Below are 13,158 nucleotides of genomic sequence, written 5' to 3' on the forward strand. Positions count from 1 at the left end.
GACGGCCCGGCTCAGGCCGGTTGCGGGGTGTCGGAGTCGGCGAGCACGACCTCCCAGGCCTCCACCTCCCGCTCGGTGACCGTGGTCGGCGACTCCAGGTGATACGCCCCGCTGGGCAGCACGCCGGCGCCGCCGTGGCGCGCCATCACGGCGAGCTGCGCGGCGACGTCCTCGCCCTGGTGGCGCTCGTGCACCCGCCGCCAGAAGTCGAAGCCCCCGGAGTCGACCAGCGCCGCCCGGTCGTAGAGGACGCAGCCGCCGATCCAGGAGACCTTGTACGCCCGCCACGCGCCCGGCGGCAGGTCCAGCTTGCGCGTCACGTGCAGCAGGTTCGCCGCCGGGTGGATCGACGCTCGCTGCCACTGCGGGGTGTCCGGCCGGATCCGTTCGGGCACGACGGGGCCGTCCCACTCCTCGTAGTGGGCGTGGGTCTCCGGGCGCACGTCGTCGGCGTACGACAGGCCGTGCACAGCGTTGCCGACGAAGCCGCAGCCCAGCTCGCCGATCGCGGTGACCAGCCGGTGCAGGGTGCCCGGCTCCAGCCAGACGTCGTCGTCGAGACAGAGCACGTACCGCGCCGCCGACCGGCCCAGCAGGTACGCGCGGTGCTCGGCCAGCCCGCGCCGGGGCAGCCGGCGGGTCAGCAGCACCGGGTGCCCCCGGTGGCGCAGTGCCCGGGCCATGGTGGCCGCCGCCGGGTGCGTGTACGCCGGCTCGCCGTCGGACTGGTCGCTGACCACCACCCCGAACCCGGGTACGCCCTCCTGGGCGGCCAGCCCGGAGAGGGTGACGGCCAGTTCGGCAGGGCGGTTGCGGGTCGGGATCAGCACGTCGAGCTGCCGGGGCCGGCGGAACTCCTCGGCGCTGCCGAGGTCGAGCGGTCGGTTCACGCCGACCTGCCCATCCGCTGCGGGGCTCCGGACTGCGGCGACCGGGTGGACTGCGTTGACGGGGTGGACTGCGGCGACCGGGTCGACTGCGGCGGCTGCGGCGACGGGGTCGCCTGGGCGCGGATCCGCTCGATGATCGCCGAGGTGGAGCGGTCCGGCACGTACCCGAGGGTGCGGACCTGACCGCCGAGCCGGCGGACCAGCGGCGCCTCCGGCACCATCTCCGGCGGGTAGTCGCCGCCCTTGACGTACACGTCGGGCCGGACGGTCTCGATCAAAGCGGCCGGCGAGTCCTCCTCGAAGACCACCACGTGATCCACACAGGACAGCGCGGCGAGCAGGGCGATCCGGTCCTCCACCGGGTTGACCGGCCGGTCCGGGCCCTTGAGCCGGCGGACGCTGCCGTCGGAGTTGACCGCCACCACCAGCAGGTCACCCAGCGCGCGGGCCTGCTCCAGGTAGCGCACGTGCCCGGGGTGCAGCACGTCGAAGCAGCCGTTGGTGAAGACGATCGAGCGGCCGGCGCGCCGGTGGTCGCCGACGATTGCGGCCAGCTCGGCCGTGCCGACCAGCGTCGGGTGGGCCGTACCGTCCGCAGTGGTGCCCAGCGCGGCGAGCAGGTCCTCCCGCCGGCAGACGCAGGTGCCGGTGTCCGACACGGTGATGGTCGCGGCGAGCTGGGCCAGCTGGGCCGCGGTCGGCAGCGGCGCGTCGGCCGCCAGGGCCAGCGTCATCGCCGCCAGGTACGCGTCCCCGGCGCCGACCGCGTGGCTGGCGGGGACGGGTGTGCTGTGGCTGCGACGGGGCTCGCCGTCGGCCCCGCCGACCACTGCCCCCTCGGTGTCCAGGGTCACCGCCACCACGTCCGCGCCGGTGTGCTCGCGCAGTTCCTCCAGCCGCGACTCGGCCAGCACCGCCCGGTCGACGCCGTCGCCGGCGGCGGTGTTCAGGGTGACCCCGGTGCCGGTGACGCTCAGCCCGTCGCCGGTCATCGCGACCCGGTCTTCGCCGGGCGTGGGCTCCCCGGTCGGCCCGGTGCCGACCACACCGGACCGGTCGCCGGTGGCGGAGAGGCGTACGCCGACCCCGCCCGGGGCCGCGCCGACGCTCAGCTCGGACGGGCCGTCGGCCGGGTCGACCGGCGGGTGGTCCAGGTGCAGGTCCGGGCCGGCGCCGGTCAGTCCGGCGGGCCGCGGCGCGGCGCCGAAGCCGGCGGCGGCGCGGGCCAGCAGCCGCGTCGCCTCGGCGAAGCTCGGGGTCACCACCGTCGGGGCGAGGCCCCGCCAGTCGGCCAGGTCGTGCGCGTCCAGGGCGACGGTGGTGTAGCGCTCGCGGTTGGCGACCAGCCAGGCGCGCACCGGCGCGGGCAGCGCGCCCAGGCCGTAGTCGCAGACGACCAGGGTGGGCGTGGCGCCCCCGGCGGCCGCCTTCAGCTCCTCGGTCGCGCAGTCCAGCGCGGTGAGCAGGTCCCGCACCCCGTCATCGTCGAGCGCGTCCTCCGGGTCGCCGGAGTCCTCCCGGAGCAGGATCTGGTTGCCGGCGAGCATTCGCCGCTTCACCGGCGTCGGCCGGTGCGGCTGGCTGACCGTACGGTCCCAGACCCCGGCCCGGTCCAGGCAGTCGTGCAGTTCGTCGCCGGCCACGTCGGCGCCGACCGGGGCGACCAGCAGCGCCCGGCCGCCGAGGGTGGCGATGTTGACCGCCGTGTTGGCGGCGCCGCCGGCGGCGGAGATGCGCCGGCGCAGGGTGAGGACGGGGGCGGGCGCCTCGCGGCAGAGCCGGTCGGACTCGGCGAACCGCCACTCGTCCAGCATGGCGTCCCCGACGACCAGGACCGGGCGCCCGAGCCAGCTCTCCACGACGGTGGCGAGCCGGCGCTGTTCCGCTGCTGCTCCTGCCATGCCTTCCCGACTCCCCCGAGGGCCCCGGGCCAAACATCCCCGCCGGCCGGGCGCCACGTTTCGGGCATTCGAGCCCGGGAACCGGCAAGGGACACCCCGGAGAGGAGCAACACGACATGGCAGCGACGCCACTGCAGGGCCGGCGGATCGCCTTCCTCGCCGCCGACGGCGTGGAGGAGGCCGAGTACGTGAAGCCGCGCCAGGCGGTCGAGCGGGCGGGCGCGACGGTGGAACTGGTCTCGCTCAAGCCCGGCTCGATCCAGTCCTTCGATCACCTCGACCACGGCAGGACGTACGGCGTCGACGTGACCGTGGCCGACGCGGACGCCGGTGGCTACGACGCGCTGGTGCTGCCCGGCGGCGTGGCGAACCCGGACTTCCTGCGGACCGATGCGGACGCGGTCCGGTTCGTGAAGGCGTTCTTCGACGCCGGCAAGCCGGTCGGGGTGATCTGCCACGGCCCGTGGACGCTCATCGAGGCGGACGTGGTGCGCGGCCGACGGATCACGTCGTGGCCCAGCCTCCGCACCGACCTGACCAACGCCGGCGCCACCTGGCTGGACGAGCCAGTCGTCAAGGACAACAACCTCGTCAGCAGCCGCAAACCCGCCGACCTCCCCGCCTTCTGCACCGCGATCATCGAAGCGTTCGGCTCCCGTCGATCATAAATTTTCATGATCAACGCGCCGGGTTGGGGGTGAGTGTCAGGCGGCTGGTCGACGGGTTTTTCCGCCGGGGGCGCATGTTCCGCACGGTCCGGGATAGAAGGCGGGATGACGACGGAAGCCCAGGGCGGCCCGGTCCTGCATGCCCGCCAGATCCGCCTGCTGATGTTCGGCCTGATGACCGGGATGCTGCTGGCCGCGCTCGACCAGACCATCGTCGGTACGGCGCTGCCCACCATCGTCGGCGAGCTGGGCGGCATCAACCACTACTCCTGGGTGGTGACCGCGTACCTGCTGGCCTCCACCGCCTCCACCCCGCTGTACGGCAAGATGGCCGACCTGTACGGCCGCCGACCGGTCTTCCTCTTCTCGATCGGCACGTTCCTGCTCGGCTCGCTGCTGGCCGGCCTGTCCCAGAACATGACCCAGCTGATCGTCACGCGGGGCATCCAGGGCATCGGCGCGGGCGGCCTGCTGACGCTGGCGTTCACCATCATCTCGGACGTCGTCTCACCCCGGGATCGGGGCCGCTACCAGGGACTCTTCGGCGCGGTCTTCGGGCTGTCGTCGGTGGCCGGGCCGCTGGTCGGGGGCTACTTCGCCGAGACGAACTGGCGGTGGATCTTCTACATCAACGTGCCGCTGGCGATCCTGGCGATCGTGGTCTGCTACCACGTGATGCGGCTGATCCCGTTCGAGCGGCGGGAGCACGCGATCGACTGGCTCGGCGCGGGGCTGCTGGTGGCCGGGGTGAGCGCCCTGCTGCTGGCGCTGAGCTGGGGCGGCAACGAGTACGCCTGGGACTCCGGGGTGATCATCGGGCTCTTCGTCGCCGGGGTGGTCCTCGGGGTGCTCTTCGTGGTGCAGGAGGCTCGGGTCGCCGAGCCGATCCTGCCGCTGCGGCTGTTCCGCAGCGCCACTTTCGCGCTGGCCAACTCGGCCGGTTTCGTGCTCGGTCTGGTGATGTTCGGGTCGATCATCTTCATCCCGCTCTACCTCCAGATCGTCAAGGGCGCCTCCCCGACCCGCAGCGGTCTGCTGATGCTGCCGATGATGGCCGGCATCATCGTCACCTCGGTCCTCACCGGCCGGGCGATGAGCCGGATCGGTCGGTACAAGTGGTTCCCGGTGGTCGGTTCGGTGGTGCTGCTGGTCGGCATGCTGCTCTTCACCCGGCTGCGGGTGGAGACCTCGCTCTGGGTGGCGTTCGGCTTCATGGTGGTGATCGGCGTCGGGCTGGGCCTGTGCATGCAGTCGCTGATCCTCGCGGTGCAGAACGCGGTCGACGTCCGCGATCTGGGCGCGGGCACCTCGTCGGCGACGTTCTTCCGGTCGCTGGGGGGTTCGTTCGGGGTGGCGATCCTCGGCGCGGTGCTCTCTTCCCAGCTGACCGCGCAGCTCGCCGACCGGCTGCCGGCCGCGATCGCCCAGCTCCCTCCGGAGCAGCGCGCCGCCGTCGCGGCCAGCGGCGGAGCCGACATCTCGATCAACGACCCGGCGACCATCCTGGCGCTGCCGGGGCCGGTGCGGGCCGCCATCCAGGGTGCCTTCGTCGACTCGCTGGACATGGTCTTCCTGACCGCCGGCCTGATCGCCATCCTGGCGGTGCTGGTCACCCTGGCCCTGCCGGACGACCAGCTGCGCGGGACCGGTCCGCAGGGCGCGACCGGCGGCGCCGACCCGCTCGGCGGCAAGGCGCCCGCCGCCGGCGGGAAGCCGATCACGAAGGAGTCGAAGGAGGAGGCCGCCGCCGACATGGAGGCGAAGTCGCAGACCATGCTCTGACCGAGCCGATCATGTAACGGATTCATGGCGTTGAGCCTCCATTGGGGAGGAACGGCAGCTCGGCCGTTCCCTCCACACATCGGGGGATGTTCATGCCATCGCATCACGTACGCCGGCTGGTTCGTACCGGCGTCGCCCTGTCCGCCCTCGCCGCCGCGGCCTGCCTCCAGCCGTCAGCCGCCGTCGCGGCGGGTGCGGCGACCGGAGCCGACCTCCAGCTCGAGCTGACCGCCAGTCAGACGATGCTCTGGGGGGAGGACCGGGCCGAGGTCATCGTCGACGCCGTCGTGCAGAACGTCGGCACCGCCGGCGTGGCCGACGTCACCATCGCCTACCAGCTGCCGTCCGGCGGCGAGATCGCGGGCGATCCCTGGTGGCAGTGCGACTACGCCACCCTGGTCTGCACCTACCGGTACGGGGCGCTGGCGGCGGGCGAGTCGGCCAGCCTGAACGTCTACTTCTCCCTGCCGGTCAAGCAGGAGGGGGCGGAGGCGAGGATCTCGGCGACGGTCTCGACGACTACGCCCGAGAGCAACAAGACCAACAACACCGACCAGGTCAAGACCACCTACGCCCAGCTCCCCGAGCTCGCCCTGCGCCCCGGCGGGCCGAGCGGTCCGTGGGGCGAGACTGATGTTCCGGCGGAGGGTGGACGGATCACGCCCGTGTTCACCGCGGAGAACACCGGCACCGCCACGGCCAAGGACGTGACGCTGGTCGTCGACCTGCCGCCGGGCGCGTCGTTCGACGGTGACCCGTTGGGTGGGCTCTGCACGGCAACGGCGACATCGATGTCCTGCCCGCTCGGGACGCTGAGGGCCGGTGCGTACTCGTCGGTCACCGTCCCGATGGTGGTCGCTCCGGGTGCGGCGGGTGACCAGTTCACGGTCCACGGCGAGGTGAGCACCACCAGCGCCGAGTGGCGGCCCGACCCGGGTGACTACGCGAACGTGATGTACCGCTACGTCGGGTCCGCCGCCGCCGTCTGATCCGGGGTCGGGCGGGTGGTCCCGGGGCGGTCGCGTCTCGGGGCCACCCCCGACCGGTCGGCGACCCGGGCCCTCAGCAGGTTGAGGATCAGGGCCAGCGGGGGCCAGGCGGCCCGGCCCCGGCGGGTGACCGCGTACGAGCGCAGCCGGGCTTCCGGGCCGGTGAGCGGGAGCAGGCGTACGCCGGGAACGGTCGGTTGGTCGGCGGGGAGCAGCCCGACGCCGAGGCCGGCGACGATCAGGTCCTGGACGAGTTCCAGGCTGTCCGCGCGGTGCTCGATCCGGGGTTCGAAGTTCGCCATCGAGGCGATGGTCCGGACGACCACCTCGTCGGCGGTGTAGCGGGAGTTGACGATCCAGCCGCGGTCCCGGAAGCGGTCGAAGACGCCTGCGGCGTTGTCCGGGACGTCCCCGACGGCGTCGGCCGGCACACCGAGGCTCCACGGTGCCGACCAGAGCGGGATCGCCTCCAGCGTGCGGTCGACAGGCGCCGGCGCGAGGTTGTAGTCGTACGTCAGGGCGAGGTCGACGTCGTCGGTCGCCAGCAGCGCGAACGCCTCGGCCGGTTCGTGTTCGTGGATGCGCAGCCGGACCTGCGGGTGGCGCGCCGCGAGGTCGGCGGTGACCGGGAGCAGCGAGCGGCGGACGGCGGTCGCGAAGCCGGCGACCCGGACGGTGCCGGCCGGCTCGGCGCGCGGGTCGAGGTCGAGCCGGGCCATCTCGACGGCGTCGAGGATGGTCACCGCGTGCTCGGCCAGCCGCCGCCCGGCGGGGGTGAGCCGGACCCGGCGGCCCTGCGGCTCGATCAGCGTCGCGCCGACCTCGCGGGAGAGCGCGGCGAGCTGCTGCGACACGGTGGACGTGGTGACGCCCAGCTCGTCGGCGACCTCGCGCATCGAGCCGAGCCGGGCCAGCTCGCGCAGCAGTCGCAGGCGGCGCACGTCCACGCCACGATTGTTCATCATTGGCGAACGGTTCGTCCAGCAAAGTCATGTGGACGTGAACGGTGGGTAGCGGCTCTACTGGGGGCATGGTTCCCACCCGTACCGGCGCGGCGATGGCCGTCGCGTCGATGTTCCTCGTCCAGCTCGGCCTGGCCGCCTCGGTCGCCCTCTTCGACGAGGTGGGGCCCGACGGCGCGGCCTGGCTGCGGCTGGCCTGGGCCGGCCTGCTGCTGGTGGTCCTGGTCCGCCCCCGCCCGTCCGGCTTCACCCGGCGCGCCCTGCTGGCCTGTGTCGCGCTCGGCGTGGTGACCGCCGGGGTGACCATCCTGTTCATGGCCGCGGTGGCCCGCCTGCCGCTGGGCACGGCGAGCGCGCTGGAGTTCCTCGGCCCGCTCGGGGTGGCGGTGGCCCGGGGCCGGGGCGGGACGAAGCTCTGGCCGGCGCTCGCCGCGGTGGGCGTGCTGCTGCTCACCGAGCCGTGGCGCGGCGGTGCGGACCTGGTGGGCGTCGGGTTCGCGCTGGCGGCGGGCGCCTGCTGGGCGGCGTACATCCTGCTCACCCAGCGAGTCGGCGACGAGGTCTCCGGCATCCGCGGCCTGGCGGTGTCGATGCCGGTGGCCGCGGTGGTCGCCACCGTGGTGGTCGGGCCGGGCGTCCTCGGCGACCTCACCTGGCCGGTGCTGCTGGCCGGGCTGGGGCTGGCGGTGCTGCTGCCGGTGGTGCCGTTCGTGCTGGAACTGCTCGCCCTGCGCCGGCTCACCACCGCCGCCTTCGGCACGCTGATGAGCCTGGAACCGGCGATCGCGCTGGTCATCGGCTTGGTCGCGCTGCACCAGGTGCCGGGCGTCGGGGCGGTGGTCGGGATCGCCTTCGTGGTGGCCGCCGGCATCGGCGCCGAACGCACCGGCGCGCGGGCCGAGGCGGTCGCGCCGACCCGACCCGAGCCGGCCGTGGTCGGGACTACTTGAGGATGAGCCGGTTGGTCTGCTCGAACACGTCGAGGTCGGCGAGGGTCTCCGGCACCGAGGCAGACAGCGGCGAGGGGAACGCGTCGCGGGGGAAGAAGGCGGCGTCGGTCGTCTCGTCGGTGACCCGGGCCAGGTCGCCGTCCCAGTCCTCGACCCGGAACGCGGCGGTGAAGATCTGGTAGGTGTGGCCGTACATGTTGGTGTGGGTGCGGTCCGGCCCGGTGTAGAGGGCGAACGCGCTGACCCGCAGCGCGCGCAGCCCGGTCTCCTCGCGGACCTCGCGTACCGCGCAGTCGGCGATCGACTCGCCCAGCTCCATCGCGCCCGCCGGCAGGGACCAGTGGCCGTTGTCGGAGCGCTGGATCAGCAGCACCCGGCTCGCGTTGTCGCGGACCACGGCGCGGGCCCCGACGAACATCAGGGTCCGGTCACCGGCCAGGGCGCGCAGCTGCCCCACGTACGAGTCCGCCCACGAGATGCTCACCCGGACAATTTACGCAGCTTCCCGGGGGCGCCTCCGGCGTTCCAGGGGTTCCCAACCTGTGACCGGCGACACTAGCTTGTTACCCATGCGTAGCACGATGATGGACGCCCCCCTCCAGGTCGCCCGGATCCTCGAACACGGCTCCACCGTGCACGGCACGGCCGAGGTCGTCACGTGGACCGGCGCCGAGCCCCGCCGGATGACGTACGCCGAGGTCGGCCGCGCCGCCGCCCGGCTGGCCCATGCCCTGCGCGACGAGTGCGGGGTGACCGGCGACGAACGGGTCGCCACCTTCATGTGGAACAACAACGAGCACCTGGTGGCGTACTTCGCGGTGCCCAGCATGGGCGCGGTGCTGCACACCCTCAACATCCGGCTCTTCCCGGACCAGGTCGCCTACATCGCCAACCACGCCGAGGACCGGGTGGTGCTGGTCGACTCGACGCTGATCCCGCTGCTGGCCCGGGTGATCGGTGAGATGACCACGGTGCAACACGTGGTGGTGGTCGGCGGCGGCGACCCCGCCCCGCTGGTCGCGGCGACCGGCGACCGGATCACCGTGCACCACTGGGACGAGCTGCTGGCCGGCCGCCCCGACAGCTACCAGTGGCCCGAGGTGGACGAGCGGGACGCCGCCGCCCTCTGCTACACCTCCGGCACCACCGGCAACCCCAAGGGCGTGGCCTACTCGCACCGCTCGATCTACCTGCACTCGTTGCAGGTCTGCATGCCGGAGGGCTTCGGCCTCGGTCCGGTCGACCGGGAACTGGCCATCGTGCCGATGTTCCACGCGATGTCGTGGGGCCTGCCGTACGCGGCCTTCCTCTCCGGCGCGTCGCTGATCATGCCGGACCGGTTCCTCCAGGCCGCGCCGATCGCCGAGATGATCGCCGCCGAGCGGCCCACCCTGGCCGGCGCGGTGCCGACCATCTGGAACGACCTGCTGTCCTACCTGGACAGCCACGACGTGGACACCTCCTCGCTGACGGAGGTGATCGTCGGCGGTTCGGCCTGCCCGCCCGCGCTGATGCACGCGTTCGCCGAGCGGCACGGCATCGAGGTCATCCACGCCTGGGGGATGACCGAGATGTCCCCGCTGGGCTCGGTGTCCCGGCCGCCGGCCGGCGCCAGCGGCGACGAGGCCTGGCGCTACCGCTACACGCAGGGAAGGGTGCCGGCCGGGGTGGCCGCGCGGATCGTCGGCCCGCTGGGCGAGCCGCTGCCCGCCGACGGGACGTCCGTCGGCGAGCTAGAGGTGCGGGGCCCGTGGGTGACCGCCCGGTACGTCGGCGACGACACCCCGGACGAGGAGAAGTTCCGCGACGGCTGGCTGCGTACCGGTGACGTGGGGACCCTCTCGCCGGACGGCTACATCACCCTCACCGACCGGGCCAAGGACGTGATCAAGTCGGGCGGGGAGTGGATCTCCTCGGTGGAGCTGGAGAACGCGCTGATGGCCCACCCCGACGTGCAGGAGGCCTGCGTGGTGGGGGTGCCCGATCAGCGGTGGGACGAGCGTCCGCTGGCCACCGTCGTGATCCGCGAGGGCGCCTCGGTGACCGCGGAGGAGCTGCGGGCGTTCCTGGCGAAGTCGGTGGCGCACTGGCAGCTGCCGGAGCGGTGGGCGTTCATCGACGCGGTGCCGAAGACGAGCGTCGGCAAGTTCGACAAGAAGGTGGTCCGGTCCCGCTACGCCGACGGCGGGCTGGAGGTGCGGGAACTGACCGGGCCGTAACGTTTTCCGGCGGCTCGTCGCCGTTAGGGGCAGGGACGTACTCCTGAATGCATCCCTCCCCAGGGGCGGCCCCGGCGTTCGCACCGCGCCGGGGCCGCCCGCTTTTTGCGGGGCGACCCGCAATAGTCATTCTTGCGAAACATGTTCGCCTCTGTCCCGCTGACGAGGAAATCCGCCCAGCTCACGGGGCTCGGTGTCGGTGCCGGCTCGTAGGCTCGGGCTGAACCGGCCGCCCCCGGGCCGGCCCGCCCGTCGAGTACCGGAGACGTCATGGCAACCCTGAAGACCGCCCCGACCACCGCCAGCGTGGACGACTTCCTCGCCGCCGTGCCGGACGAGACCCGCCGCCGCGACGCCATCGCCGTCCGCGACCTGATGCGGCAGGTCACCGGCGAGCCGCCGACCATGTGGGGCGACGCCATCGTCGGCTTCGGGCAGCGGCACCTGCGCTACGCCAGCGGTCGCGAGCTGGACTGGTTCCTGGTCGGGTTCTCGCCGCGCAAGGCGGCCACCACCCTCTACCTCGGCGAGGGATTTCCCGAGAAGGAGCAGTTGCTGGCCCGGCTGGGCCGGCACACCGTCGGCAAGGGCTGCCTCTACGTCAAGCGGCTCGCCGACGTCGATCTCGACGTGTTGACCGAGCTGGTCCGCGACTCCGTCGCCCAGGCCCGCGCCGAGTGACCGTCACTGCGCGCTGGTGGTGATCAGCACCTTGCCAACCACCGAATCCTCCACCGCCTGGTGCGCGGCGGCCGTGTCGGCCAGCGGGTAGTAATGCAGGGGCAGGCCGACCTCCCCGCCCACCCGTACGCCGCCCTGGGCCACCGCCGCCGCTACGTCGGTGACCGCCCGCGCCTTGGCCGCCGCCGGCTCGGTGTAGACCAGCACGAACTGCCAGCGGGCATTGGGCACCATGAGCGGCCGGATCGGCAGGGTGACCTCGGCGCCCCCGTCGTCGGCGTACACGCAGACCGCGCCGCCGGGGCGGAGCAGCTGCACGTCGGTGGCGGCGTTGCGGGCGGCGGAGACCTCGACGATCGTGTGCACCCCGTCGGGCGCGATCTTGCGGACCTCCTCGACCACGTCCTGTTCCCGATAGTTGATCACGAAGGACGCGCCGGCCGCCGCCGCGAACTGCGCCTTCTCCGGGCTGCTGACGGTGGTGATCACGCAGGCGTCCGCCCAGCGCGCGAGCTGGATCGCGGCGTTGCCCACCGCGCCCGCGCCGCCCTGCACCAGCACCACGTGGTCGCTGAGCGCGCCGGCGTGCAGTTTGGTCGGCATGTACTCCCCGGCGGTGAGGCAGCGGTGCGCGGTGAGGAACGGGATGCCGAGGCAGGCGCCCAGGTCGAAGTCGGCGGAGCCGAGGCTCACCGCGTGGCGGACCGGGACCACGGTGTACTCGGCGGCGGTGCCCCAGGGGCGCTGCCAGGCGGCCTCCCAGAGCCACACCCGCTGGCCGATCAGGATCTGGTCGACGCCCTCGCCGACCGCCTCGACCACGCCGGCGCCGTCCTGGCCGGGGGTCTGCCAGCCGGCCGGCAGCGGCCACTGCCGGCGACCCTTCCAGTCGGTCGGGTTCACCCCGGAGACGGCCACCCGGACCAGCACCTCGCCGCGTCCGGGTTCCGGCACCGGCCGGTCCACCAGCTTCAGCACCGAGGGGTCGCCGGTCTCCTCGTAGACGATCGCCTTCATCCCCGTCTCCCTCCGACAGTCGCGTCCCCATCTTCGCCGAAACCGCGCGGGTCGGGGTGACGTCGCCGGTCGCGATCCCCTCGGGTGGCGGCCCGCGCACCCGCACCTCACCGGGGCGACCGCCGACCTCACCCTGTGTGACGACGCCGGGATGGAGTGCGGGCCCGGTGCCGCCGGCCGATCCCGCCGGGCCCGCCGTCCGTATCACCGGGTAGCCGGCGGAGGAGGGGTCATGCGGGACGTACCAGAGGCGACGCCGCCCGTGACGTTCGGTTGCGAGGCCGGTCCGACCGACGCCGGGTGCGCGGCACCGGCGGAGGCCACCCACGAAAGCTGTCCGGTCCCGGCAGACCGCCGCGACACCCCGTTCCTGCCCCGGTCCAGCCGCAGCCGTCGGATCTGACGCCAACCGGTGGGCCGGGTCAGCCGAGCCCAGCCACCAGGTCCGGAGTGAGGTCGTGCACCGACGCCAGCACCACGGCGGCGAGGGTAGCCGCGTCCGGGTCCAGCGGGTACGACCCGTGCGGGATCGCCACCACCCGCATGCCCGCGGCGGCCGCGGAGCGTACCCCGTTGGAGGAGTCCTCCACCGCGACGCAGCGGGCCGGGTCGACGCCGAGCCGGTCGGCGACGGCCAGGTAGACGTCCGGCGCGGGCTTGCCCCGCGCGGTCTCCTCGGTGGAGAGCGTCACCCGGAAGGCGTCGGTCAGGTCCATGGCGGTCAGCGCCGCGGCGATCAGCCGGGTCGGCGACGAGCTGGCCAGCCCCAGCGGCCACCGCGCGGCCACCCCGCGCACGACCCGGTCGGCGTCGTCGATCAGGGGTACGTGCCGCGCGTACCGCCGGGTCATCTCCTCGACCACCTCGGTGGCGACCTGGCCGGCGTCGCGGTCGACGCCCAGCTCGCCGCTGAGGTAGTCGGCCCACTCGCCGGTGCTCATCCCCATCAGCCGGCGCTGGGTGTCCGGCTGCCAGGTGCCGCCGTGCGCGGCCACGTACGCCCGCCGGACCTCCTCCCAGACCGGCTCGGAGTCCACGATCACGCCGTCGAGGTCGAACACCACCGCATCCACCGTCACCCGCCCATCCTCCCCGACCG

General features: G+C 73.3%; 12 protein-coding genes. 6 read left to right on the forward strand and 6 right to left on the reverse strand.

The annotated features are described in order from the left end of the window. Positions 1-11 precede the first annotated feature (11 nt). Together ACTMTB_RS30310 and rfaE2 are read right to left on the reverse strand one after the other, a co-directional pair. On the reverse strand, positions 12-890 hold the full coding sequence (locus ACTMTB_RS30310) for a glycosyltransferase (protein ID WP_088959196.1): 879 nt from the start codon (positions 888-890) through the stop codon (positions 12-14). After that, positions 887-2,791 (reverse strand): D-glycero-beta-D-manno-heptose 1-phosphate adenylyltransferase, encoded by a 1,905-nt coding sequence (gene rfaE2, locus ACTMTB_RS30315; RefSeq protein WP_441149554.1) that lies wholly within the window; start codon positions 2,789-2,791, stop codon positions 887-889. Before rfaE2 ends, ACTMTB_RS30310 begins: the two co-directional genes overlap by 4 nt. 116 nt (positions 2,792-2,907) lie before the next feature. Between rfaE2 and ACTMTB_RS30320 the strand changes: the two genes are divergently transcribed. The 3 genes from ACTMTB_RS30320 (at position 2,908) to ACTMTB_RS30330 (ending at position 6,230) form a co-directional block, all read left to right on the forward strand. Further along, on the forward strand, positions 2,908-3,459 hold the full coding sequence (locus tag ACTMTB_RS30320) for a type 1 glutamine amidotransferase domain-containing protein (RefSeq protein WP_441149555.1): 552 nt from the start codon (positions 2,908-2,910) through the stop codon (positions 3,457-3,459). 105 nt (positions 3,460-3,564) lie between these two features. Beyond that, positions 3,565-5,241 (forward strand): MDR family MFS transporter, encoded by a 1,677-nt coding sequence (locus ACTMTB_RS30325; RefSeq protein ID WP_441149556.1) that lies wholly within the window; start codon positions 3,565-3,567, stop codon positions 5,239-5,241. A gap of 92 nt (positions 5,242-5,333) precedes the next feature. Continuing rightward, positions 5,334-6,230, forward strand: a complete 897-nt coding sequence (locus tag ACTMTB_RS30330) for a hypothetical protein (RefSeq protein WP_441149557.1) — start codon at positions 5,334-5,336, stop codon at positions 6,228-6,230. Here ACTMTB_RS30330 and ACTMTB_RS30335 read toward each other — a convergent pair. Beyond that, positions 6,203-7,177 carry a LysR family transcriptional regulator gene (locus ACTMTB_RS30335; RefSeq protein ID WP_441149558.1) on the reverse strand — a complete coding sequence of 325 codons (975 nt, stop codon included), beginning with the start codon at positions 7,175-7,177 and terminating at the stop codon, positions 6,203-6,205. The genes ACTMTB_RS30330 and ACTMTB_RS30335 overlap by 28 nt on opposite strands. 83 nt (positions 7,178-7,260) lie before the next feature. Between ACTMTB_RS30335 and ACTMTB_RS30340 the strand changes: the two genes are divergently transcribed. Beyond that, a complete protein-coding gene (locus tag ACTMTB_RS30340; RefSeq protein ID WP_441149559.1) occupies positions 7,261-8,142 on the forward strand; it encodes an EamA family transporter in 882 nt (293 codons plus the stop codon). Here the strand turns inward: ACTMTB_RS30340 and ACTMTB_RS30345 are convergent. Beyond that, positions 8,135-8,626, reverse strand: a complete 492-nt coding sequence (locus tag ACTMTB_RS30345) for an NUDIX domain-containing protein (RefSeq protein ID WP_441149560.1) — start codon at positions 8,624-8,626, stop codon at positions 8,135-8,137. The genes ACTMTB_RS30340 and ACTMTB_RS30345 overlap by 8 nt on opposite strands. A 100-nt stretch (positions 8,627-8,726) precedes the next feature. Between ACTMTB_RS30345 and ACTMTB_RS30350 the strand changes: the two genes are divergently transcribed. Together ACTMTB_RS30350 and ACTMTB_RS30355 are read left to right on the forward strand one after the other, a co-directional pair. Beyond that, on the forward strand, positions 8,727-10,361 hold the full coding sequence (locus ACTMTB_RS30350; protein ID WP_441149586.1) for a fatty acid--CoA ligase: 1,635 nt from the start codon (positions 8,727-8,729) through the stop codon (positions 10,359-10,361). Positions 10,362-10,631: 270 nt separating this feature from the next. After that, positions 10,632-11,042: a DUF1801 domain-containing protein gene (locus ACTMTB_RS30355; RefSeq protein WP_441149561.1), complete on the forward strand. Its 411-nt coding sequence runs from the start codon at positions 10,632-10,634 to the stop codon at positions 11,040-11,042. Positions 11,043-11,045: 3 nt separating this feature from the next. Here ACTMTB_RS30355 and ACTMTB_RS30360 read toward each other — a convergent pair whose 3' ends face one another. Continuing rightward, positions 11,046-12,059 carry an NADPH:quinone reductase gene (locus ACTMTB_RS30360; RefSeq protein ID WP_441149562.1) on the reverse strand — a complete coding sequence of 338 codons (1,014 nt, stop codon included), beginning with the start codon at positions 12,057-12,059 and terminating at the stop codon, positions 11,046-11,048. Between the two features lie 422 nt (positions 12,060-12,481). Further along, complete coding sequence (locus tag ACTMTB_RS30365) at positions 12,482-13,138, reverse strand: HAD family hydrolase (RefSeq protein ID WP_441149563.1); 657 nt, start codon at positions 13,136-13,138, stop codon at positions 12,482-12,484. Between the last annotated feature and the right edge of the window lie 20 nt (positions 13,139-13,158).

Origin of the sequence: Micromonospora sp. L32, from assembly GCF_052068055.1 — a bacterium.
Classification (GTDB): Bacteria; Actinomycetota; Actinomycetes; order Mycobacteriales; family Micromonosporaceae; genus Micromonospora; species Micromonospora purpureochromogenes.

Coding starts and splice junctions, on each gene's coding strand:
- rfaE2 (WP_441149554.1), bottom strand. CDS start 2,791: ATGGCAGGAGCAGCAGCGGAACAGCGCCGGCTCGCCACCGTCGTGGAG.
- ACTMTB_RS30320 (WP_441149555.1), top strand. CDS start 2,908: ATGGCAGCGACGCCACTGCAGGGCCGGCGGATCGCCTTCCTCGCCGCC.
- ACTMTB_RS30325 (WP_441149556.1), top strand. CDS start 3,565: ATGACGACGGAAGCCCAGGGCGGCCCGGTCCTGCATGCCCGCCAGATC.
- ACTMTB_RS30330 (WP_441149557.1), top strand. CDS start 5,334: ATGCCATCGCATCACGTACGCCGGCTGGTTCGTACCGGCGTCGCCCTG.
- ACTMTB_RS30340 (WP_441149559.1), top strand. CDS start 7,261: ATGGTTCCCACCCGTACCGGCGCGGCGATGGCCGTCGCGTCGATGTTC.
- ACTMTB_RS30350 (WP_441149586.1), top strand. CDS start 8,727: ATGGACGCCCCCCTCCAGGTCGCCCGGATCCTCGAACACGGCTCCACC.
- ACTMTB_RS30355 (WP_441149561.1), top strand. CDS start 10,632: ATGGCAACCCTGAAGACCGCCCCGACCACCGCCAGCGTGGACGACTTC.
- ACTMTB_RS30360 (WP_441149562.1), bottom strand. CDS start 12,059: ATGAAGGCGATCGTCTACGAGGAGACCGGCGACCCCTCGGTGCTGAAG.